The sequence below is a fragment of the Streptomyces sp. TLI_185 genome, assembly GCF_003814765.1.
GTDB lineage: Bacteria > Actinomycetota > Actinomycetes > Streptomycetales > Streptomycetaceae > Streptomyces.
In genome coordinates this window covers 8,972,356-8,995,013 of the sequence record NZ_RKRB01000001.1, presented here as the reverse complement: position 1 = coordinate 8,995,013, position 22,658 = coordinate 8,972,356, and the positions used below count along the sequence as shown (strand labels likewise).

The 22,658-nt window shown below is 71.4% G+C and carries 19 protein-coding genes; 3 read left to right on the top strand and 16 right to left on the bottom strand.

Annotated elements, in window-relative coordinates:
* Positions 1-410: 410 nt before the first annotated feature.
* The 16 genes from EDD92_RS41245 to EDD92_RS41170 form a co-directional block, all read right to left on the bottom strand.
* Complete coding sequence (locus tag EDD92_RS41245; protein WP_123969013.1) at positions 411-1,436, bottom strand: hypothetical protein; 1,026 nt, start codon at positions 1,434-1,436, stop codon at positions 411-413.
* Positions 1,433-2,536 (bottom strand): GNAT family N-acetyltransferase, encoded by a 1,104-nt coding sequence (locus EDD92_RS41240; RefSeq protein ID WP_123969012.1) that lies wholly within the window; start codon positions 2,534-2,536, stop codon positions 1,433-1,435. The genes EDD92_RS41245 and EDD92_RS41240 overlap by 4 nt, the downstream gene beginning before the upstream one ends.
* Positions 2,533-3,153, bottom strand: a complete 621-nt coding sequence (locus tag EDD92_RS41235) for a sugar transferase (protein ID WP_123969011.1) — start codon at positions 3,151-3,153, stop codon at positions 2,533-2,535. The genes EDD92_RS41240 and EDD92_RS41235 overlap by 4 nt, the downstream gene beginning before the upstream one ends.
* Positions 3,137-3,676: a PIG-L deacetylase family protein gene (locus EDD92_RS41230; RefSeq protein WP_123969010.1), complete on the bottom strand. Its 540-nt coding sequence runs from the start codon at positions 3,674-3,676 to the stop codon at positions 3,137-3,139. The genes EDD92_RS41235 and EDD92_RS41230 overlap by 17 nt, the downstream gene beginning before the upstream one ends.
* On the bottom strand, positions 3,673-5,052 hold the full coding sequence (locus EDD92_RS41225; RefSeq protein ID WP_123969009.1) for an oligosaccharide flippase family protein: 1,380 nt from the start codon (positions 5,050-5,052) through the stop codon (positions 3,673-3,675). Before EDD92_RS41225 ends, EDD92_RS41230 begins: the two co-directional genes overlap by 4 nt.
* Positions 5,049-6,140, bottom strand: a complete 1,092-nt coding sequence (locus EDD92_RS41220) for an aminoglycoside phosphotransferase family protein (protein ID WP_123969008.1) — start codon at positions 6,138-6,140, stop codon at positions 5,049-5,051. The genes EDD92_RS41225 and EDD92_RS41220 overlap by 4 nt, the downstream gene beginning before the upstream one ends.
* The gene (locus tag EDD92_RS41215; RefSeq protein ID WP_123969007.1) at positions 6,137-6,754 is read right to left on the bottom strand and encodes a hypothetical protein; all 618 of its coding nucleotides are present in this window, start codon (positions 6,752-6,754) and stop codon (positions 6,137-6,139) included. Before EDD92_RS41215 ends, EDD92_RS41220 begins: the two co-directional genes overlap by 4 nt.
* Positions 6,751-8,094 carry a glycosyltransferase family 4 protein gene (locus EDD92_RS41210; protein WP_123969006.1) on the bottom strand — a complete coding sequence of 448 codons (1,344 nt, stop codon included), beginning with the start codon at positions 8,092-8,094 and terminating at the stop codon, positions 6,751-6,753. Before EDD92_RS41210 ends, EDD92_RS41215 begins: the two co-directional genes overlap by 4 nt.
* A complete protein-coding gene (locus tag EDD92_RS41205) occupies positions 8,091-9,443 on the bottom strand; it encodes an O-antigen ligase family protein (protein WP_185124291.1) in 1,353 nt (450 codons plus the stop codon). Before EDD92_RS41205 ends, EDD92_RS41210 begins: the two co-directional genes overlap by 4 nt.
* Before the next feature lie 38 nt (positions 9,444-9,481).
* A complete protein-coding gene (locus EDD92_RS41200) occupies positions 9,482-10,930 on the bottom strand; it encodes an RtcB family protein (protein WP_123969004.1) in 1,449 nt (482 codons plus the stop codon).
* Positions 10,927-11,694 carry a hypothetical protein gene (locus EDD92_RS41195; RefSeq protein ID WP_123969003.1) on the bottom strand — a complete coding sequence of 256 codons (768 nt, stop codon included), beginning with the start codon at positions 11,692-11,694 and terminating at the stop codon, positions 10,927-10,929. The genes EDD92_RS41200 and EDD92_RS41195 overlap by 4 nt, the downstream gene beginning before the upstream one ends.
* 337 nt (positions 11,695-12,031) lie before the next feature.
* Positions 12,032-12,697, bottom strand: a complete 666-nt coding sequence (locus EDD92_RS41190; protein WP_123969002.1) for a PIG-L deacetylase family protein — start codon at positions 12,695-12,697, stop codon at positions 12,032-12,034.
* 42 nt (positions 12,698-12,739) lie between these two features.
* A complete protein-coding gene (locus EDD92_RS41185) occupies positions 12,740-15,466 on the bottom strand; it encodes an aminotransferase class I/II-fold pyridoxal phosphate-dependent enzyme (protein WP_123969001.1) in 2,727 nt (908 codons plus the stop codon).
* Between the two features lie 195 nt (positions 15,467-15,661).
* Entirely contained in the window at positions 15,662-16,987 is a 1,326-nt protein-coding gene (locus tag EDD92_RS41180) for a hypothetical protein (protein WP_123969000.1), read from the bottom strand.
* 117 nt (positions 16,988-17,104) lie between these two features.
* The gene (locus EDD92_RS41175) at positions 17,105-18,049 is read right to left on the bottom strand and encodes an NAD-dependent epimerase/dehydratase family protein (RefSeq protein WP_123968999.1); all 945 of its coding nucleotides are present in this window, start codon (positions 18,047-18,049) and stop codon (positions 17,105-17,107) included.
* A gap of 188 nt (positions 18,050-18,237) precedes the next feature.
* A complete protein-coding gene (locus EDD92_RS41170) occupies positions 18,238-19,575 on the bottom strand; it encodes a UDP-glucose/GDP-mannose dehydrogenase family protein (protein WP_123970775.1) in 1,338 nt (445 codons plus the stop codon).
* A 552-nt stretch (positions 19,576-20,127) separates the two neighbouring features.
* On the opposite strand from EDD92_RS41170, the gene EDD92_RS41165 reads away from it, so the two are divergent.
* The 3 genes from EDD92_RS41165 to EDD92_RS41155 all read left to right on the top strand — a co-directional run bounded on the left by EDD92_RS41165 (position 20,128) and on the right by EDD92_RS41155 (position 22,596).
* A complete protein-coding gene (locus EDD92_RS41165) occupies positions 20,128-20,688 on the top strand; it encodes a hypothetical protein (RefSeq protein WP_123968998.1) in 561 nt (186 codons plus the stop codon).
* 71 nt (positions 20,689-20,759) lie between these two features.
* Positions 20,760-20,942: a hypothetical protein gene (locus tag EDD92_RS41160; protein ID WP_123968997.1), complete on the top strand. Its 183-nt coding sequence runs from the start codon at positions 20,760-20,762 to the stop codon at positions 20,940-20,942.
* Between the two features lie 214 nt (positions 20,943-21,156).
* A complete protein-coding gene (locus tag EDD92_RS41155; protein ID WP_123968996.1) occupies positions 21,157-22,596 on the top strand; it encodes an RtcB family protein in 1,440 nt (479 codons plus the stop codon).
* Positions 22,597-22,658 lie beyond the last annotated feature (62 nt).

Here is a 22,658-nt window from a genome sequence, read left to right as displayed (position 1 = left end):
GAGTTCCACAGATGGATCCCGCTGGACGTGGCACTGGTGACCCTGAACCCACTGATCGTGATCCAGCTCCGCGAGGAGAGGGTGAACCCGTGCGAACCACCGGTGAGGGTGACCTCCGTACCGGGAGCCGCCTGGAAGGCGACCGGTGCGCCTTGGGTTCCGGAGTTCGCCAGTTCTCCTGGTACGTACCGGACGAGACGAGCACGGTCTGCCCGGCCACTGCACGCCTCGCCGCACCGGAGATCGTGCACAGCGGTGGGGTCGGGGTGCCCGGACCGGAGTCCGAGCACCCCTCACCGCCGACGTGCAAAGTGGTGGGCTGGCTGAGGTACGGGGCCGCTACGGCCGCCGAGAGGGGACTGAAAGCGGCCCACATGGCAAGCACCAAAAGGGCGAGGTGAGGCGACTCGTCAGCGTGACGAAGTGCCCGTGACCTGCCTCTGCCGCACTGCGGCCGAGGCCGCGACCATGGCACGCCATATGTCGGTTGCGTTCCCTTTGCTGTCCAGGAAGGTGTAGATATCGCCCTCGTAGAGCTGGTGCCAGGCCCACAGGGCCAGCCCCTCCGCTCCACCGGTCATCGGCGCCGTCATGTAGGCGTCCGCCAGCTCAGCCGCCGCGGCGGCTCCTCGTGGCCGCGATTGGTCCGGGGAGGACAGCTCGAAGCAGGTGCTCCACAGCAGGAACGGGCTCGGCCAGCGCTTGCGCGCTTCCCGCCACGCCTGGCGCTGGACAGCGGCGTCGTTGTTCTTGAGGTTGTCCGAGAGAGTGAATCCGTCCACGTAACCGCTGTCCTTGAACGCGTCCAGCGTGGCGTGGGTCTCGTGCCGGTACTGCGGATCGGTCGACGCACAGGACGACTGACCGCGCATGCCGCAGGTCAGCTCCCAGTCGGGGGCGTTGACCAGCACCGGAACGCCGGGCAGCTCACGGTGGAACACGCGCCCGGTTGCGGCAAGGTACCGAACGCCCTGCCCAGCGTCGTAGTCCTTGTTCAGCTGGTCCGCCACATGGATCGCCGCGATCGTGCCAGGGTGCGTCCGGATCTGCTGGACGACGGCCTGCACCTTCGCGGTGATGTCCTTGCCGGCGAAGAAGTCCGCCTTGTAGTCGAACTCCAGCACCACCGCGAGCCCGGCCTTCCGCGCATGCGCCACCGTCGTCTGGTCCTCGGGCATCAGGCTGACGGCGTTGAACACCTGCCGCATCCGGGCGAAGTCCCAGGCCTGGTTCCGGAAGAGGTGGTCCGGGTTCGCGCTGCTCACGCCCTGGGCCAGCACCAGGGGCCGGGGCAGCGGCGCCTGGTAGCGCGGCGCCGCAGCGGGCCCGCCGTCGGCCGGGCAGCCGAACGCGGCCGCGCCGGTCGTCAGGGCGGCGAGCGCCAGCGCGACGACGGCCCGCTGGAGCCGCGGTCCGCGGAGTCGGAGGACGGTCATTGCGGAATCCCTCCCCGCACGGCCGCTCCGACGGTGGTCGCCACCGGCACCGGCAGATGCCGCCACACGTCGGTCGCCCACTGCCAGCGCTGGACGTCCCGGTCGTCGTCCGCCCCCGGCAGCCGGTGCCAGTACAGCTGCGAGGGCCGCGCGCCGTAGTACGTCTTCGAGACGTAGGGGCCCGAGCCAGGGGAGGAGCGGCCGAAGTCGAAGACCTCGCACCCGCGGGCCAGGGCCAGGCCGATCGCCTCCCAGTAGAACAACTGCGTGGGATGCAGGGAGAAGGTGGAGCGCAGCGCCGCCGCCCACGGCACCCCCGCCCATGTCCTCTGGAAGAGCATGAGCCCGGCGCCGATGGTACGTTCCCCGTCGCGGACGAGCAGGATGCGCGCGTCCTCGCCGAAGGCGTCCATGACCCGCTCGAAGAAGGCCCGGCTGTGGACGGGCGAGCCGAGGTCGCGCAGGTTCACCGCCTGGATGCGGTGGAACTCCCCCAGTGCCTCCGGGCCGTGCTCACTGGCCACCAGCCCGCCGCGACGGGCCATGCGTATCTGCCGGCGGCGGGTTTGGTTCAGGTGCTTCCAGACCGCCTGTTCACCGCCGCTGAGGTCCAGCAGCAGGGTGACCTTGTGCAGGGAGGGCACGAGCGGGATCTCCCGGTCGGTTTTGTGCCGCAGTTCCAGATGCGCATCCGCGGCCGCCGCCAGGCGGACGGCGGCGGAGACGAGTCCGGCCTCGGCAGTGCGGTCACCCGCCGTGCACAGCCCTCCGGTGTCGAGGTAGGGCATGGAGACCAGGTGACGGCCGAAGATCCGGCTGCGCATCCGCACCAGCGGCAGTACTCCGGCCAGCTTCTCGCCCCGGACGGCCGCCAGTGGCACGACGGGGTGGCCGTAAGCGGCGGCCGCGATGCCGAGCCATGCCCAGCGGTGCGCCATGGTTCCGTCGGGCGCCCGCAGCACGAAGTCGTCCCATGCCGCAGGGTCCGTCCACAGCCCCACCTGGACCTGCTCGGTGCCCGGGTGTCCGCCGTCCGGCGCCGCGGCCCTGACGGCCGAGGAAAGCGGGTAGTGGGCGGTTCCTGAACCTGTCGTTCTCACAGCAGCCTCCTTGCGATCGCGGCCATCTGCCGACACAGCAGGCCGATGTCGCAGGCGAGCGAGCGTTGATCCAGATAGCCGAGGTCGGCCCGGATCCGCTCGTGCAGCATCGTCGTCTCGTAGTGGGCCGCCGGGTCGTCGGCGGCGGCCAGGACGTCCGCCTCGTCCATGAACGCCAGCGTCGAGGGGCCGGCGATGCCCGCCCGCACAGTGAGCACCCGGCGCTCTTCGGGTGTCAGCAGCATGACGAACTCCGGCGTCTCCGGACGGGGCCCGACCAGGCTCATGTCGCCGCGCAGCACGTTGTACAACTGCGGCAGTTCGTCCAGGTACCAGGCGCGCAGGAAGCGGCCGAGGGGGGTGACGCGCGGGTCGCCGGCGGGGCTGACGTTGCCGCTCATCCGGTCGGCGCCCACCACCATGGTGCGGAACTTGAGGATGAGAAAGCGCTCGCCGTAGAGGGTCACCCGCTGCTGCCGGTAGAGCACCGGTCCCGGCGAGAACCAGATGGCCACCGCGATCGCCAGCAGCACCGGGGAGAGGGCGAGCATCGCCGCAGCGGAGACCCCGATGTCGAACAGGCGCTTGCCCGGGCGTCCGTCAAGTGCCGAGAACATGGCTGTTCGCCCGCATCCACTGCACGTGCCGGACCAGCATGAAGGACTCCGCCGCGGCCAGTCCCGATATCGCCCCGTACCGGCGGCTGTACGCCTCGAGCTCCCGGTAGGAGCGCGGGTGCGGGTAGGGCCGCATCTCGCTGTCCGCCGGCGGCCGGGTGGCCACCGGCGTCGCCGCCAAGGCGACCCGGTGGTCCTGGTTGGGGTCCTCCTTGAGGTGCGTGAAGACCAGGTGGGGGCGGAACTCGCCGATGCACTTCTCGATGGGCGTGCCGTCCAGCAGCGGCAGGGCGTCGAGCCGCTGGTCGGGGAGGCCGCAAAGCGTCACGTCGGACACCCCGCGGACACCGCAGGTCCGTATCGCGCACTCCTGCTGGAGTTCCACGTGCGGGTGCCGCGCCGTCGCGCCCTCGGTGCGGACGCAGACGTGCGTCTCGTGGGAGTCGGCGCCGAGGCGCGCCATGGTGCCGCGGACCCCGAGCGTCTCGTCGTCAGGGTGGGCGGCGATGGTCAGGATCCTCATGGGGATGCCTCCGCGTTCGGTGGGGCTGGGGCTGCTGAGGCGGGGCCGCCGGGGAAGTGGCCCGGGGCTTCCTCGGTGGTGCTGCCGCTGGTCTCCGGCGGCGATGCCGCCCGGCTCGTCCTGCGGAAGCAGACGACAAGAGCGCCGACGGTGGTCAGATAGGCGAGAGCGGAAGCGATGGCGGCACCGACGATGCCGGTGTGCGGGATCAGCGCCAGATCGAGCGCCACCGTCACGACCAGGCCGACGCCTTGCGCGAAGGAGTTCAGGCCGGGGTGCCCGGCGCCGGACTGGAAGGCCGACATGACGCCGTACACGCCGCCGCCCGCGAGTCCCGCCAGCAGGATCCAGGTGGGGACGACGGCCGAACGGAACGCCGGGCCGTAGAGCAGCGGCAGCACCACGGGCGCGGCAGCGGCGACGGGGACGGCGGCCGCGGCCGGCACCCACGACGTGCGCCGTATGGCGTCGCGGGCCTGCGCGGCGGCGTTGATCGCCCCCAGCCTGGCGTAGGCCGGATACAGCACGTAGTTGATGGCAAGCGCCGGCAGCCGCAGCAGTTCGGCGAACCGCGACGCCACCGCGTACACGCCGAGCGCGGACGGTCCGACGAGCGCCGTGACGACGGCGAAGTCCAGCCGGGCGTTCAGCAGCAGCACGATGCTGCCGACCTGGGCCCGCGCCCCGTACCCGGCGACCTTGCGGGCCAGGACCAGGGACGGGCGGCCCGCGCCGCGGAAGAAACCGCGGCGCCGCAGCCGGATCCAGCCGGCGGTGGCGGTGAGGACGTCGCCGACGGGCAGGGCGATCAGCATGGCAGCGTACGGAGGGACGCCGGCGGCCACCGGTACTCCGTACAGCGGCACGAAAACCAGTTCTTCGAGGAAGATGATCCGGTTGCTGCCGGCCAGGTCGTCGAACCCCTGCGAGCAGGCCTTGGCCGTCGTCTCCATGAGCTGAGTCGGGATGGTGATCCCGGCGGCCAGCACCAGGGCGGAGGACAGTGCGGGGAAGAACCGCGGGCCCACGACCGGCGCCAGGGCTACCCACAGCCCTGCGCCGAGGACGCCCGCTGTGGCGGCCATGGCTGGCAACGTCGGACGATAGCGGGGATCGGCGCGACCGGGCCCGGACAGGAAGTACGGCGCGGCGCCGTACAGACCGGAGCTCAGCAGCAGGCCGGCGAACCAGGGCAGGACGCGGAGCAGCGCCAGGGTGCCGACCGCGGCGGGGCCGCCGGTGCGGGCCACGAGCAGGCTCGCCGTTGTCAGGGCCGCGAGGGCGCCGACGCGGGCCATCAGGTTCGCGGTGATCGTCGGTCCGCGGGCCACGCGGCCCAGCCGCCGGATCCGGTCCCCCGCCGCCGCCCGGTTCATCCCACCGTCTCCAGGGAGCACAGCGAGCCGACGGCGTTCTGCTCGGCGAGCAGCCTCAGCAGCTCGCGGTAGCCGGTGCGGTACGCGGGCTGGTCGAGGGCGAGGACCTGCTCGGCGAGGAAGACGGGCAGGAACAGCGGGACGGCGGCGGGCGGGGCGCCCAACCGGGTCAGCTGACCGAGCAGGAAGGACCGCACCAGGTCGGGGAACCAGCCGGAGCCGAAGAAGGCGTACAGGATGCCGGTTCGGTTGGTCCAGTTCGGCGAGGCGCCCCAGCGGTCGCGGGCCTGCGCCCAGCCCGGGTGGCCGGGGGGTGCGCCACGCCGGGGCGGGCTCGCCCGGTCCAGGAAGGAGCCGTACGACGCGGCGAACTTGAACAGGTCGGAGAACGGCAGTCCGGCGGTTCGGCCGAGCTCCCAGTCGACGACGCCGGAGACCCGCCCGGCGTCCAGGAGGATGTTCCCGGGCGCGTAGTCGCCGTGCACCGCCACCACGGGGAGGCGGGTGCCGGCCAGCAGGGCGCACTGCCGCGCCAGGTGGTCGAGGAGGCCGCGCTCCCAGTCGCCCCAGCCGACCGTGGCCTGGTAGCGGCGGAACACCGGGCGGATCCACGAGTCGAAGGCATCCGGTCCGAGGACGGCGGTCCCTTGGCGCGTTTCGTCGTGGAAGCGGCTCAGCCAGCTGCCTGCCACGTGGAAGTCCTCGGCCACCATGGCGGGGTCGCGAACGTGCCCGGGCAGGTGGTAGCGGCGGGACAGCGGGGTGCCGGGGACGGCCGTCGAGAGCAGCATCAGCCGGCCGGCGACCCGTTCCAGGGCCACGGGCCGGGGCAGTTCGGCGGCGGTCGAGGGCGGCCGCAGGGACCACACGCCGGTCAGGGCTGTGTGCTCGGCCTCCAGCGCGGGCTCGGCGGCGCCGGAGCGCGCCAGCTTGGCGGCGAGGCAGGGCGTGCCGTCCTCGCCGAAGAGCAGCAGGGTGACCTTGGCCGCGGGCGCGTAGTCGACGGCGATGACGATGCCGCCGGTGACCCTGGGAAGCCGCCCGTCCGCGGCGATCGCGTTGACCCGTTCGCAGACCGCCCCGATCATGTCGGCCTCCGAGCCACCACGTAGTAGGCCGGCATGAGGCGGCGGCGGGCCCGGGGTGCGGCGAGCGCCACCCGGCGCAGCACGGTAAGGATCCGCCGAAAGGCGACCGCCCCGCGGCCGCCGGACGGGAAGGAGGTGTCGAACAGGACGCTCAGCGTGTGGTCCATCTCCGCGGGGCGGGCCATCGGGACCAGGAACGCCGCCCGGCGCTGGTCGGGCAGCGCCGCGTACACGGCGGCGCCGGTCAGCCCGGCCCGGCGGGTCGCGCGGAGCGCCGCGGTGAGCGAGAGCGATCCGGGGCGCAGTGGGGCCGCGGGGTACCAGCGGTTGGGGAATCCCACGCAGAGCCAGCCGCCCGGTGCCACCGCCGTAGCCATGTCCGTCAGCATCCGATGGGCCGCGCGGGGCCGGTGCCGCAGCACCCAGGCCGCCAGGTCCGGGGTGGCGACCGCCGGATAGCGCCGGTTGCGCAAGGCGACCGCGAGCGCGGCCCGTCCGGGCGACACGGCGCCGGGCAGCCGTTCTGTGGTGGCGGGCAGCAGGAGCAGGCCGGCCGGCTCTCCGGGGACGACAAACCGCCAGTTCAGCAGGCGCGCGTCGGGCTCGGTGCTCATCGCAGCGTCCCGTCCACGCGGCGCCCGGCCGCCGCGTCGTCCGTCCTGTCGCGGGACGTCCCGTCAGGCTCCTGGAGGCGCTTGGTGGGTTCCGGCGGCGGAAGCGGTGCGCAGCCGAGCAGCGAGGAGTAGATCTCGTCGAGCACGGTGCACATCCGCTTCGGCGCGAACAGCGTCCGCACCAGGTCGCGGGCCTGTTCGCCCATCCGGGCCGCGTCCTGCGGGTGGTCGAGGAGCCACACGACGCGGGCGGCCAGGCCCTGGGGGTCACGCGGCTCAGCCAGCAGTCCGGTCGAGCCGTGGGTCACGACGTCCACCACGCCGTCGACGGCGGTGGCGACCACGGGACGGCCCGAGGCCATGGCCTCGGTGACGGACCGTCCGACGCCCTCGTACAGCGAGCTGACGACAAAGACATCGAAGGCGGAGGCGATGCGGGGGGCGTCCTGGCGGAAACCGGTGAACACCATGTCCACGCCCAGCTTCGCGGCCAGCTGCCGCATCTGCGTGTTCTGCTCGCCGTCGCCGACGACGACGAACCGGGTGCGGGGATGCGAGACAGCCACCCGTGCGGCCATGCGGACGAAGTCCAGGGGCGCCTTCTGCGGGTCGAGCCGCCCGACCATGCCCACGACGGTGTCCCCGTCCCCGATGCCCAGGGCGGCACGGACGGACGGGTCACGGCCGTACGGGATGGCGTCGAAGTCCACGGCGGACGCGGCCACATCGGTGCGTCCCGCCGTGGCGATATGGTTCTGGACGGCGTCCCGGGCGACGGTAGGGGCGACCGCCACGAAGGCGTCGGTAAGGGGCCTGGCCATCCGTTCGAGGGCGGAGTACAGCGGCAGCCCGTGCGGCATGACCTCACGCAGATCCGTGCCGCTGCCCGAGGCCGTCCGCCACCACGGGTCACGGCCGTGCAGGGTGATCACGACTACCGGCGTGCCGCACAGCGCGGCGGCCAGCCGCCCGAGGAAACCGGCCTTGGCCTCGTGGACGTGGACGACCGCGAACCGCTCCGCGCGGATCAGCCGGACCAGGCGGACGAGCACCGCCACATCCCGGGCCGGGGACACCTCGCGGCGGAACTCCGGGATGCGGACAGTGCGCATACCCTCCTGCTGCGCGCGGTCCCACAGCGGGCCGCGGCCGCCCGCGGCGATCCAGACCTCGTAGCGACGCGGGTCCATGCCAAGCGCGGAGACCAGCGTGTTGCCGCCGGCGCCCGCCTCGAGGCGGGTGATCACATGCAGGACCTTGAGCCGGTGCCGGGGCGGGCGGGCCGGGAGCTGCCCGGGCTCCGCCACCGGCGGCGGGGCGGGCATCCATCGGGCGGTCATCGCGTCCTCCGGTCGGGTGCGGTGGGCACGGGTTTTGGGGGCGGTGCCGGGGATTCGAGCCGTTTCGCCTGGGCCTGACGGTTCCACAGGGAGAAGGCTGCGAGGAGGCCGAGCAGGGCCCAGGTGGTCCGGTCGTGCAGCATCTCGTGGGTAAAGGTGTTGACGGCCAGCGCGGCGAGCGCGCCGACGAGGTAGTGCGGCGCAGGAATCGCGGCGCTGAACCCGGGTCCGAGCCGCCGCGCGCTGCCGACCCGGAATCCGCGCGCCACGACCTCGCCGGTCAGCATCAGCAGCCCTGCACAGCCGAGGACACCGCGCTCCACAAGCGCCGCCATCCAGTCGTCGTGCGCCTCCTTCGGGTACGGCGCCATGTCGCGGTACAGGGCGTTCTTCGTCGACGCGGGCCCCTGGCCCAGAGGGCTGGAGCTGCGCCACAACTGCAGCGTCTCCTGGGTGAGGAGGGCGCGCTCCGAGGCGCTCTGCTGCGCCCTGCCGATGGAGTTGCGCAGCAGGACCTGCTGACTGGTCTGCGCCCGTTCCACCACGTGATAGTGCTGGGCCTGCCGGTAGCCGACCCCGCCGACGACGGTCAGGACGAGAAGGGCCACCAGCGCGGCCGCCGCGCCGCGCCGCGCGGCGGTGCGCACGACGATGGCGAGGCCGAGCCCGGCCAGCAGCCCGGTGAACGCGCCGAGCGAGCCGGTCAGGAGAGCGTCCAGCAGCAGACAGGCCAGGACCGGTATCCGGTAGCGCAGCTTCCGCGGCCAGCGCCCGGCGAGGATCATGAAGAAGGTGACGACGAGGTAGAAGCCGGCGCCGTTCTGCTCCCCTATGGTGAAACTGGCCCGGACGGCCTCCGCCGTCGCAAGTCCCGAGGTCGACGCGTTGTGGATCGTGAAGGCGAGCAGGCCCAGCGCCCAGAGGCTGCCGCTGACACACCAAGCCCGCAGCAGGAACGCGGCCGCGGCCTTGGTCCGGCCGACGTTGGCCAGGGTGATGGCCCAGGCGAGCAGGAAGACGTCCTGGAAGAGGGCGACCGTGCCCGCGTAGGGGAACGCTCCGGCGACGGCGGCGATGCTTCCGGCGGTGATCATCGTGCTGACGGGGAGGAGGTAGGGGAACTTCAGCAGCTGGCGGGTGGATCCGGCCCACAGCACGGAGGCCGCCATGGCCACCAGGATGATCACATCGGCCGGGCTGGTGTTCCCCGGGCCGCGCGGGAGTTGTACCGGCAGGCCCGCGATGGCGGCCGCCGCCGTCCAGCGTGCCAGCCAGTCGGCGCGCGGGATCCGCCTGCGGCGCGGTGAGAGATCCGGCGCCGGCCGCGGGTCGAGTTCTGTGATGGTCATCAGCATCGGGCCTCTGCTCTGGCCGAGAGGGGGTGTCCTTAATTGAGCACCGCGACGGGGTGCAGCCGGGCGACCGGCTTCACCAGTCCATTCCGGGACAGGATCGCGAGCGCCTCGTCGACACCGCGATCGTCGAGTTGCGGCACGGCGGTGGGCCCGTCCTGGCGATAGCGGAAGCGCAGCGTGGTGCGGTGCCGTCCGTCCTGGCCGGACCGGCCGGAGGCGGCGAACTGGTCGATGATCGTCCCCGCGCCGTGGCAGGCGGTGTAGAGGCTGCCTTCGGCTCCGTCCGCGGCCACGCACAGATACGACGACGTGCGGTGCGTGCCGGGCACCAGCAGGGCCTGGCCCACAGTGCCGAACGCGGTGCCGGGCGTCATCTTCGACGCGGGGTAGGCGCGGCAGGAGTTGTGCCGGTGCACGATGGCCCTCTGACCGCCGATGTCCTCCTCGTAGATGGAGTTGTGCGGCGAGTCGACGATCAGGCGCACCTCGCGGGCGCCGAGGACGTCCCGGGCGAGTGCGGTCAGGGTGCCGTAGGTCGCGGTGCGGAAGGCGAATCCGTAGTTCATCGCGGCCGCGTTGGCGAGCAGGACCCGTTCTCCCTCGGTGCCCTCGACGGGGATCACCGGGCAGCCGCCAGTGAAGTAGAGCGCAAGGCGTTCGCGGATCTGCGCCGCCGAGCGGGCGGTGGCCAGATGGGCGAGCGGCCGGTTGATGAGCATGGTGGCCGCCAACGGCCTCGACATCTTCTGGCGTCGGGCGAAGAGGCGTCCAACCTGGCCGGTGAGCTGGCCGCCTCCGGCGTGGTACTGGAGGGTGAGCTGTCCGGCCGCCACGCCGAGAACCGCGGCCGCCTGCGGGTCCAGAATCTCCTCGACCTGCTGTAGTTCGACGAAGTGGTCGGACGGTCCGATCGTGCCGAACCTCAGGCGCGCCAGCTGAAGGGAGAGCGCGGGCAGTTCGCGGCGCAGGCGCTTCAGGCCGCCGTAGCGGTCGAGGTCGAGGCGACCGCCCTCCTCGATGCGTTCCAGCGCCTCCGGGTGCAGCCCGTACCGGTCGACGCCGAACTCGGCACCCGTCTCGGCACAGGCCAGCACGTCCGTCAGGGACAGTTCCCAGCGCCAGCGCGGCGGGTGCGGATAGCGGCGGCGGATCTCGTCGAAGTAGCGGTGCAGCGCGGCCTCGCCGGGGACGTCGATGTCGAGGGCGAGCAGGGCCATGCCGCAGTTGACGGACGGGCTGGTGAACTCGGGGCGGACGGTGGCGCGGGTGGCGACCGCGATGCTGGATGGCATCTCCAGGTCGCGCTTGTGGTGGAAGTCCGGCAGGACGACCGGAGGGGCCGCGAGGTCGGTGTCGGCGGCCGCGCGGTTCAGCGCGCGCAGCACGGTCGGGTCGGCAGGCGCCTCGGTGCTGTCGAAGACCCGGGCCTGCGGGTCCGGCAGGGCGCCCGGCGTGCCGGTGAGCATGGTCATGTCTGTCATGCCTGTCGTGTCCACGCTTCCGCTCCCTTTGCGGCGAGATGGTCCGTCAGGCGTTCCCCGAGGACGGCGGGCAGTTCCACGCGGACGCACCGCAGACGCCCGGCGAAGGCCGTGGCGGTCTCGGACACCAGCGGATGCGGGGGGCCGACGCCGGTGCCCAGGCAGAGCAGCGCGTGGATGCCCCAGTAGCGCCGCAGTTCACCGGCCGCATATGTCGAGGCGGTCAGGGCGAGGGCGGCCGCGTCCGGGGAACACTCGGTGACGCGGTGTTCGGTCCCGCGGCCGATGACGACCAGCAGCGTCGGGTCGAGCGAGGCGACCCTCCCGGACAGCGCCATCTCGCGTCGGCCGTGTGGTGCTCTGCGTCCGCCGCCCAGCTCGCTGCGCACCGGCTCGACGACGCCCCAGACGCGGTGTCCGTCGCCCACAGCCAGGTTGTCCCCGACCGCCGTGCCGCCGGCCGCGGTCTCCGCACCGACGAGGGTGGTCTTGCCGGATCCGCTCGGGCCCACGAGCAGCGCCGCGTCCTCGCCGCCCACGGTCAGCGCGGCGGCGTGCAGTGGCGCCCGCCCGCGCGCCGAGGCGGCCCACAGCGCGGGGTACTGGAGCAGCACGGCGCGGGTCAGCAGCCGCGCGCGCTCACGCAGCACCAGCTCCGCGGCCAGCGTCTGCCGGGACGGGCACCGGCGCAGGAGCAGCTCGGGAACCGGGCCGTCCCACCAGGCATGCAGGTCGAAGCCCGACGTGGCCACGTTCTGCAGCACCACGTGACCGTCCCGGGACCAGGCGTCCCGCGCCAAGCGTGTCCATCCGTGGACCGGGAACGGCTTCCGCTCCGGTTCGACGCGCACCCGGACGGTCGGGGAGTCCGGCGGACCCGGGATGAGGCACCCGTCGGCTCCTTCGACGATCCGTTCGGCGATCCGACCGGGTGGACATTGGATCGCCAGCCGCTCTCCGGCTGTTGGCAGCAGTCCTTCCACCGGGCACCTCACCATCGGCCGACCGCGGAACGCCGGCCGTCGGCCGGCACGGCCATCGCCTCTCCGCTGATCGGGGTTTTGTCGTTGCTGTCGCCCCAGGTCCGCTCCGTCATGGCCGTCACCACACCTCACGCAAGACCTGGAAGGGTTCCACCGCTAGACGCCCCACCCTGCTGCCCCAGTACGCGGCGCGTTCCTGCAGCGCGCGCAGGGATCTCGGGTGGGGGTAGTCCCGCAGCTCGGTGTCGTAGCAGGCCATGGCTTCGAGCTTGACTTCCAGGGTGTCGGTGACATCGGCGTAGAGGCAGGGGGCGAAGGCGGCGCTGTCCACCGGCCAGGCCCACTCCGTCGACGACGGGGTCTCGAACACCGCGAACCGCCGCAGCTCAGGCAGTACGTACGGACGACATGCAGTCCACGCAGCCCGCGCGACGATGCCGTGGTCGGTGTTCACATCTCCGGGGAAGTGCGTGTAGACGATGTCCGGGCGGAGTGCGTCCACGACCTCCTCCACCCGCTGGACCACATCGATCAGGGGTATGGCGTCGAGCCGCTGGTCGGGCAGCGACCACCCGTCGATCGAAGACAGCCCCAGCACCTCCGCGGCGCGGTTCGCGGACTTGGCCAGCTGCTCGGCCAGACCTTGCCGGGAGCGGCTCGACGCGCCTTCGGAGAGCACCACGGCATGGGCCTCGTCACCGGACCGGACGTGCCGCGCCAGCGTGGCGCCGACGCCGAGCAGCTCGTCATCGGGATGGGCTGCAAGGACCAACACGGTGTTCATGAGGTGACCTCCTGTGGTCGGGCCGGTCAGGACGCCTGGGCGTCAGAAGTCATCCGGGTAGGGATCGACCAGGGTGCCTGGGGCGGTGACGGCCGCGGCGGGGAAGCCGGGGATCACCCGGGCGAGCGACTGTCGCGTCGCGTCCGGGTCGTTGCGCCCGGCGGCGGCATACAGGCGGGGAAGCTCTCTGCGCAGGGCGGCGATACCCGTTCTGGAGACCGGGTTGGTGGCGAGGATCTTCGGATGGGCTGTGCGGGTGTAGTCCTCGTCCGCCGAGAAGAGCGTCTCGCTCATCTTCTCGCCCGCCCGCAGCCCGGTGAACCGGATCTCCGGGTCCGGCATATTGACCGACTGGGCGAACTTGTGGACCAGGTCCACGATCCGGACCTCGTCTCCCATGTCCAGGACGAACACTTCGCCCCCGGTCGCCAGTTGAGCCGCCCCCAGGACAAGTCCGACGGCTTCCTCGACTGTCATGAAGAACCGCGCCACATCGGGATGGGTGACGGTCACCGGCTCGCCGGACCCCAGTTGCTCCGCCAGCACCGAGAGCAGCGATCCCCGGCTGCCCAGCACATTGCCGAACCGCACGGCGGTCAGGACCGTCGGGCCGCCGGCGTTCGCCTGCACGATCAGCTCGGCGAGCCGCTTCGTCGCGCCGAGGACCGAGATGGGGTCCGCCGCCTTGTCGGTGGAGATCAGTACAAACCGTTCGACACCGCTCGCCACCGCAGCCCGGACGAGATGCTCGGTGCCGAGCACGTTCGACTTCACGCCCTCGCACGGATGGCGCTCCACCAGCGGAAGGTGCTTGTGCGCCGCGGCATGGAAAACCACATCGGGTCGCAGCTCCTGGAACACGTTGTCGATGCGGGCCCGGTCGCGGATGTCGGAAATCACGATGTCGTCGTCGATCAGCGCATTGCCGTACAGCTCGAGCTGGAGCCTGTGCAGGTTCGACTCGTCGTGGTCGAGGAGGAACAGCCGGCTCGGTTCGAAGCCGCGCACCTGCCGGCACAGCTCGCTGCCGATCGACCCTCCGGCACCGGTCACCAGGACGCGCTTCCCGGCGATGATCGAACGCGCCTCCGGGCTGACCACGTGTATCTCGGAGCGGCCGATCAGCTGATGTACGTCCAGTGAGCGCATGTCGCTGCCCACCACATCGCGGCGGAGCGCCGCGATGAACGACGGCAGGTAGCGGATGCTGGCCCCGGCCGCTTCGGCCGCTTTGGCAACAGCCTGGAACCGCGCGGGGTCCAGCCCGGGGATAGCCACCACGACGACCTCGATGCCGTGGGCCAGCGCCAGCTCCCGGATGTCGTCCAAGCTGCCCAGCAGGGGCAGGTTCCCCGCGCCGGACTTGGCCGGGTCGTCGTCGACGAAGCCCACCGGATCGAGTCCGAACCGCGGTGCACCGCTGAGATCCCGGGCCAGTGCCTGCCCCGCCTCTCCGGCGCCGGCCACCAGGGTGCGCAGTCCGGCCGATCGCCGCGACCCCGGCACGGAGCGGTCCGGCAGAGCCGCCGCGGAAGCCGGGTGGCGCGGACGGGACAGCTGGGCGAGCTCGCTGCAGACCCGCTCGACCGAGTGCTTCGGGAGACTCGGATACATGGGCAGCGACAGGAGCTGCGGGAACAGGGCGTCAGCCCCGGGCAGCCCGGCGGGCGGGGCCAGCGCCACTTGCCGGAAGTAGGGCATGTGGTGCAGTGGGATGAAGTGGACGGACGTACCGATCCCGCGCTCGGCCAGCCGCGAGATCACGTCGTCGCGGTTGATGCCGAACTCCTCCAGGACCCGTACCACATACAGGTGCCAGGCATGGTGGCCGGCTGCCGGGTCGCTGGGACAGACGATCCCGGGTACCTGACCGAGGAGGGACGTGTACTGGCCGGCTACCGCGGCACGCTGCCGCTGCCAGTCATCGAGATGACGCAATTGTGCGCGCCCGATGGCGGCTTGAACATCGGTCATGTTGGCTTTGAGCCCGGCTTCCTCAACGGTGTAGGCCCAGTTGCCACCGGGCAGGTGCCGCCGCCAGGCATCGGCGGACATCCCGTGCAGGCGCGCGCGGCCCAGCCATGCGGCCACCTGCTCGTCGGCCGTGGTCACCATGCCGCCCTCGCCCACCGGCAGGTTCTTGGTGGCGTAGAAGCTGAAGCAGGCCGCCCGTGACAGCGCCCCGACGCGGCGGCCGTCCACATAGGTCCCCAAGGCATGGGCGGCGTCCTCGATCACACGGTCGAGCGGGAGCCCGGCGGCCTCGGCCAACTCGGCCGGCTGTGCCGGGGCCCCGGCGAAGTGCAAGACGATCATCGCGTCCGACCGGCCGCAGGCACGCACAGCGGCGGCGACCGTGGCCGGGGTCGCCATCGCGGTGTGCTGGTCGACGTCGACCAGCACCGGACGGAGCCCGGCATGCAGCACGGCCTGCGCCACACCGCAGAACGTCAGAGTCGGCACCAGAACCTTGCTCTGCGGCGGGAGACGCAGAGCGCGCAGCGCCAGCTCGATCGCGGCGGTGCAGGAACTCACGGCCACCGCGTACGGCGCTTGCACGTACGCGGCGAACTCGCGCTCGAACTGCACCGTCTCCTGGCCGGTGGTCACCCATCCGGACGCGAGAACGCGCTGCGCCGCCCTCCGCGCCTCCGGGCTGATAGTGGCGGACGCGAACGGCACGCACAGCTGATCCGCGACGGGCACGTGGCCGGCCGGGGGGGAGCGCCACGTCTGGCGCGGCGGAATCTGGAGGCGATGAAGCGTCATCGGGTGATCCTTAGGTGTTCGTCGGCAGCGGCACCGGCACCGGCGTGGGTGCACGGCCAGTGCTGCGAGCCGTTCGACGGCCTGGGCCTGCCGGCCCACGGGGACCTGCTACGACCCCGCCGTCCACCAAGCCAACGGCAAGATCAACGGACCCACCGCCGGGCCTCTGGCGGTACAGGGGTTGGCTCAGGAAACTCATGCGTCCACCTCCACGTGCTCGCCGCGAGCGCCGTCCTGGGAGCTGCGCCTTTCGGGGCCGGGCCAAGCGCTGCTCTTCCAGCCGGGGGAGGACCGGTAGACGATCACGCCGAGCAGACGCCAGCCCGAGAGCCACATGAAGTTGGTGAGGGCGTCGATGTCGGCCACCTTCAGCACCCGTGGGATGGCGACGACAAGTCCGGTCCTGGTCGGAACGTCCGAGGCGTCCGCGTCGGACGTCGGGACGGGGCGGCCCTTGGCGGGGGTGCCCGTCACAGGCCCGGGCTGCGGCGCGTCGGAGGTCTGGTGGAACCGCATGCGGTGCAGCGGTCCTTCGAGCATGCGGACGCGGGCCGCACGCCTGCCGCTCGAGTCCAGGACGCCGAATCTCACTTCGTCCACGTTGGCTGAGTCGGCGGCGCGTTCGACGTACGTGCCGGAGTCGGGCAGGGCAGCCCTGGTCCAGCTGTCGGGCGTCCCGCTCATCTCGCCCAGCAGGGGTGCATCAACCGCCCGTGCGATCGCCGGACCGCCGACGAGGCTGGGCCGGAAAGCTTCGCGCAGTGCGGCGACGGCGATGCCGAGGACCAAGCCGAGCATCCCGCCCAGCAGCGCGTCGAGCAGGCGGCGTCCGTGCACCGGTGCCGCGGAGACGGCCTTGTCGGTCACCGTGGTCTCCGGCCGCTGCCCCTGCTGGGCGACGAGCGCGTTGCGCTGCACGGCGATCTGGGTGGCCTCCGCCTCCAGCGAGGTCCGCCGGGCCTCCAGCTGGCCCAGCTGGGCGGTGGCGCGGTTCGGCGCTGAGGCCGCTGCCAGCGCCTCGATCCGGGTGTTCAGCTTCTGGATCTGGCCGCCGACGCTCGCGGCCTGCTGGTCCAGGTTGCGGACGGACGCCGCGAGGCCGTTCTCCAGCAAGTCGATCCGGGTGCTGACCACTGCGGACGCCAGGGCGTTGGCGAGCTTCACGGCGACCTGGCGATCGCGGTCCTCGATGGCGAGGCTGAGGACGCCGGAACTCCCGATCTGGTTGACGTCGATGGCCGCGGCCACCGTCTCGGCGTCACGCGGGACGCCGACCTGTTTGATGGCCTTGCCGACCAGTTGCGGCCCCGTCACGATGCCCCGCGCCGTGTCCGCGAGTGCGGCCGCAGTAGCCAAATCCTGCGGATCCTCGGCACCGAGCACCAGGCGGGCTTTGGCCTGGTACTGGGGCTCGTCATTGACATGCAGAGCGAGCCCACCCAGGACGCCGACCACGATCAGAGCGATGATCAGCTTGGCGTGCAACTGGAGCAGCCGATGACTGAGTTCGCGCAGTTCCATGCCTGCCCATCTCCGTTCCCGTACACCTGCCGTCTTCGCTTCCGCTCCGCCGGCCGACGGACGGCTCTTCAGGTCTTTGAACTCCGGGTCACGGGCGCCGGCTTCACGGGCGCCGGCTCACCGGCCGGTCGTTAGGGCGAGTTCGGACTCGACCATCCGGGCCAGTCCGTCGGCCAGCGGCACGGACGGCGCGTAGCCGAACCCCTGCCGCGCCACCGTCGTGTCGGCGGCGGTGTCCCGGACATCCCCGGGCTGAACCGGCATCGGCACCACCTCCACGGGCCGGCCCACGAGGGCGCCGACCAGGCTGATCACCTCGGCCATCGAGATCCACGCCCCGCCGCCGATGTTGGCGACGCCGGTCCACGGCGAGCCCGCGGCGGCCAGCAGAGCGTCCACGACGTCGCCGACGTAGGTGAAGTCACGTGTCTGCCGACCATCGCCGAACAGCGGGAACCTTCGCCCGTACAGAGCGGCCGTGATCAGCCGCGAGAAGGCCATGTCGGGCCGCTGACCGGGCCCGTAGACGGTGAACAGGCGCAGGCTCGCCGTCGGGATCGAGAAGTTGACCCGGTACAGCTCACAGAGGTGCTCGGCCGCCAGCTTCGTCACCCCGTAGGGCGACACGGGTCGCGGTCGCATGGTCTCCACTGTGGGGTAGCTCTCTGCGTCCCCGTACACCGACGAGCTGGACGAGTAGACGATCTTGCGCAGCGGCACATCACGCAGCGCCTCCAGCAGTCGCTGCGTGGCCAGGATGTTGCGCTCGGCGTAAACGGCGAACTCCGAACCCCAGGACGGCCTGACGCCGGGCTGGCCCGCGAGGTGGAAGACCACGTCGCAGCCGTCGAGGAGTTGCGGCAGGGGCGCGTCGAGCAAGTCGGCCCGCCGGAGGGTGAAGGAGTCCCAGTCCGCGAGCGCGGCGAGGTTCGTCTCCTTGCGTGTGACGTCGTAGTAGTCCGTCATCGCGTCGATGCCGAGCACGGTGTCTCCCCGCTCCAGCAGCCGCCGGCACAGGTGGGAGCCTACGAACCCCGCAGCGCCTGTAACGAAACTGCGCATGATGTTCCCTCCGGGGGCGTCATCCACGAATCGTCGGCAGGCATCGGCCGTTGTTGGCCTGACGTCCCCCAAAAACCCGATAACGTATATTTACGTCGTATACGTACAAGTATGTCCGTTATGCACATCGGGGTCAAGGGTGCGATGGCTCCCAGTTCCTCACCGTCCGGTGCGGCGGCGCCGGCCTCTCAGCGGAATCCCTCGCCGGGATCGCGACCCAGCTTCGGCCGTCCGAACGCACGAACAGTCCAGCCCGCCGATCGCCACCGCGCCGCGTCAAGGGTGTGGCGCGCGTCGAGGATCGCCGGTCTGCGCACCACTGACGCGAGTTCGGCCGGATCGATCTCGCGGTACGCGGGCCACGCGGTGAGATGCAGCACGACGTCCGCGTCCTCGCACGACTTGGGCACGTCCAAGGTGAACTGCAGCCAGGGAAGGGCGGCGCGAGCGTTGTCGACGGCCTCCGGGTCGTGCACACGCACTCGCGCGCCCTGACGGTGGATCTCCTCCGCAACGGCGAGGGCTGGTGAGTCACGCACGTCGTCACTGCCGGGCTTGAAGGCCGCACCCAGCACTGCGACGTTCAGGCCGGAGAGGGAACCGCCGGCAAGCTGCTCGGCGAGGACGACAACGCGCCGACGCTGGCGTGTGTTGATCTCGTCGACCTGGCGCAGGAAGCCCACCGACTCGCCGAGCCCCAGTTCCTCCGCACGAGCCATGAGAGCCCGGATGTCTTTCGGCAGGCAACTGCCTCCGAAGCCGAGTCCCGGCTGAAGGTATCGGTGTCCGATCCGTGCGTCCCGGCCTATGGCGTCCGCAAGGGTCACCACGTCGGCACCGGTCGCGTCGCACAGTTCCGCCATCGCGTTGATGAACGAGATCTTGGTCGCAAGGAAGGAGTTCGCCGCCAGCTTGACCAGCTCGGCGGTGGGAAGGTCTGTGCTGACGAAGGGAACGTGTGCCCGCAGCATGGGCGCGTAGACCTCCCGCAGTACCGCATCGGCGCGAGGCGAAAGAACGCCCGCCACCAGCCGCTCAGGCCGCAGCGTGTCCTGCACGGCGAAGCCCTCGCGCAAGAACTCCGGATTCCAGGCTATTTCGGCCTCCGGTGCGATCCTGGTCAGCCGTGCCCCCAGCCGGGCTGCCGTCCCCACGGGGACGGTGGACTTTCCCACGATCAGACACCAGCCGCGCAGATGCGGAGCCAGATCGTCCACTACGGCGTCGACGAAACGCAGGTCGGCGGCATGGGAGTCGAGCCGCTGCGGCGTACCCACGCAGACGAAATGCGTCTGTGCAGAGCGCGCGGCCGCGGCGAGGGATGTGGTGAAGCGCAGGCGACCCGACTCCTGACCTCTGTGGAGCAGTTCGCGTAGGCCAGGTTCGTAGAACGGCACCCTCCCCCTGGTCAGACCCTCGATCCGATCTGTATCGAGGTCGATACCGATGACCGTGTGGCCGATTTCCGCCATACACGCGGCGTGGACAAGCCCTACGTATCCGGTGCCGATGACTGTCAGACGCATGCCGGCCTCCACGCCCAGAGGGGTACGTTTACGTCGTACATATACATCTTTCGCCGCATTTGTTCGTAACGTCAAGCGGGTGGCTGCGGCAGCGCAGCCGGTTGCGGATCGGGCAGGGCCCAGACCGGCGGTAACAGGAGCAAACAGACCCCCGCAGTCCAGGCCGGCGCGCCGGCCAACGCGGCCCTGAAGCCTGCTGACATCACCGACCGCACCCCGGGCGAGGTGGCCCACCAGACCTAGGTCTCGCCGGCTGCGCGGTTCATCGGTGTTCACCGTCAAGGTCACCGACCGTGATCCGAGAACGGCGGAGAAACTCGTCGGCGCCCTGTCGGAGGAACTCGTCGACTTCTTCAACGGCGACGGAAACCTGCTGATCACCCAGCTGCCGGACCGCGAACGCCAGCTCCGGACGGAGCGGGTGCACGTTGCCGGGCAGATCCCGGACGCCAAGAACGCAGCCGAGTCCGACGGCTCACCGCCCAGCTCAGCGCCCTGGACCAGCAGATCCTCGACGTCCGGGCCTCGCTGCGCGCGGCGCAGGCCGCCGGCATGGGCGACCGCACGGGCTCGCTGCTGTCCCCGGCAAGCGGCGCGGTACCGGCACCCCGGTCTCCCACCAGCGTGGCACTGGCCGGTGTGGTCGGGCTGCTGGGTGGACTGCTGCTGGTGACACTGCTCGAAGTGCTCCGGCCGCGCGTGGCGGGCCGGCACGCGTTCGCTCGGGAACTCGACACTCCGATGCTGGGCCGGCTTCCCGGCTCCCGCCACCGCGCCCGCAGGACCGGCCCCCGGCGCGGGGGCCGCCTTCGACGACGAGACGGTCGTCGCGCACCGCCGAGCCGTGGCCCGCACCAGAGCGGGAACGCTGCCCGTCAGCCGACGCAGGGCGCGCAGGTCGTCGCCGGGGGCGATCGGCGCGCGCAGCGAGGGCTCGACGACCCCTTCGATGCCGGACTCGGCGGCGAGGCCGAGCAGCCGGCTGAGGCGGCCGTACCGGCCGCGGTGGCCGGCGCGCCGGCCTGGACTGCGGGGGTCTGTTTGCTCCTGTTACCGCCGGTCTGGGCCCTGCCCGATCCGCAACCGGCTGCGCTGCCGCAGCCACCCGCTTGACGTTACGAACAAATGCGGCGAAAGATGTATATGTACGACGTAAACGTACCCCTCTGCGCGTGGAGGCCGGCATGCGTCTGACAGTCATCGGCACCGGATACGTAGGGCTTGTCCACGCCGCGTGTATGGCGGAAATCGGCCACACGGTCATCGGTATCGACCTCGATACAGATCGGATCGAGGGTCTGACCAGGGGAAAAGCGCCGCTCAACTGGCGCCCCGACTCCCGGTCGCCGTCGTCGAGGCGATGGTGAGCGGGGTTCCCGTCGTGGCCACCGCCGTGAACGGCCGGCCCGACGGTGGTGGTGCCGGGGCGGACGGGGCTGCTCGTGGCCCCGCAGCAGCCCGACCTCTTCGCCCTGGCGATCGGCCGCCCGTTGGACCACCCCCGAGAGGCCCGGCCGGCCGCCGAAGCCGGGCACGAATCGGCGACGCGTTCGACCTGCCCTGAACCCCGAGGAGTCCCCTGTGCATATCAACATCATCAGCGGTCAGGTCAACGGTTCCCAAGCCGATCTCACCGTCTTCGACAGTGCCGAGGCACCCGCCGATCCGAGGCTGCTCGCCCTGGTCCGCCGGGGCACCGAGACGGCGGATCTGGCCGCGCCGCCGGTAGTGCTGCCGGACTTCTGCCACAAGGGCAAGTCGGAGATGCCGTCGAGCATCGCGGTGGCCACCCGGGGAGCGATCCGGCCGTCCCTCACGGACGCCGCACTCAACTGCGGCATGGCACTCGCCGTGCTGGACGCCCCCCGGCCCTCCACGGCCGCCGTCGAGGAGTTCTACCGGCGGGTCAAGCAGCGCTACCCCTACCCGGCGCGCTGGAATTTCGAGCTGACCCGTTCCGAGGTGCTGCGGGCCGCCGTCGAGGGCGCACAGTTCGCCGCCGAGCGGTTCGGCATCGACGCAGCGGACATCGAGCGGATCGAGGAGTTCGGGCAGCTCCCCGTCGAGGAGCACGGCGGCGCCCGCCGAGCCCGCCGTGAACTTCCGTGGATCTGCGTGCAGTTGGCCCGGCTGCGGTTCGGCACCATCGGCCCGAGCACGCACTTCGTGGAACTCCAGGATGTCGAGGAGATCCTGGAACCGGAGATCGCCGAGCGGCTCGGCGTGCACCAGGGGCAGGTGACCCTGCAGTTCCACAACGGCGGCGGTGTGCTGACCGGCCAGATCGGCGAGCTGTACGCCCGCCGGCAGGCCGCCTCCCGGCTGCTGCGCACGGAGATGGCGGTGCAGAAGCCCCTGTCGCACCTGATGCGGGCCGACGGCCTGGCCGAGGCCCGGCAGCGGTACGCGACATACTTCCGGCACGGCTGCCCCTCGGTGCCGATCGAGGGCGACGAGGGCCAGCGAATGCTGCTCGCCCAGCGGCTCTCCATGAACTACGGCTTCGCCTACCGCCTCGCCACCTATGCTGCGCTGCAGAACTTCGCCCGCGTCGCCTTCGGAGCCGGCCTGCGGCTCGTGGTGGACTCCCCGCACAACTCGGTCTACGAGGAACTCGTCGACGGCGAGCCGGCATTCGTACACCGGCACAACGCTGCCCGAGCCTGGACTCCCGAGCTGATGGCGGGTCACCCCGCCTTCGCGGCGACCGGCCAGCCGCTGCTCGTACCCGGCACCAACCGCACTTCGTCGTTCCTGTGCGTCCCGGCCCCACAGGCCGGCCGCAGCCTCTACACCGCCTGCCACGGAACCGGCAGCATCATCAGCGCGTTCGAGCGCAGCGGCCGCAGCGGACCGGACCCCTACCGCCGGCACACCCTGCGCTTCACCTACGACCGGGCGACACCGCTCAACGTGCCCCACCTGGACGACGCCGGGGTCGACGCGGCGGTGTCCATCCTGTCCGGCAACGGCCTGGTCCGACCGGTCGCCCGGCTCCGGCCATTCGCGGTGCTGTCATGACCGCCGCCACCCCGCCCCGGGACTGCATGGGTCGCGAACTGCTGCCCCCCGGGGCGACGGCA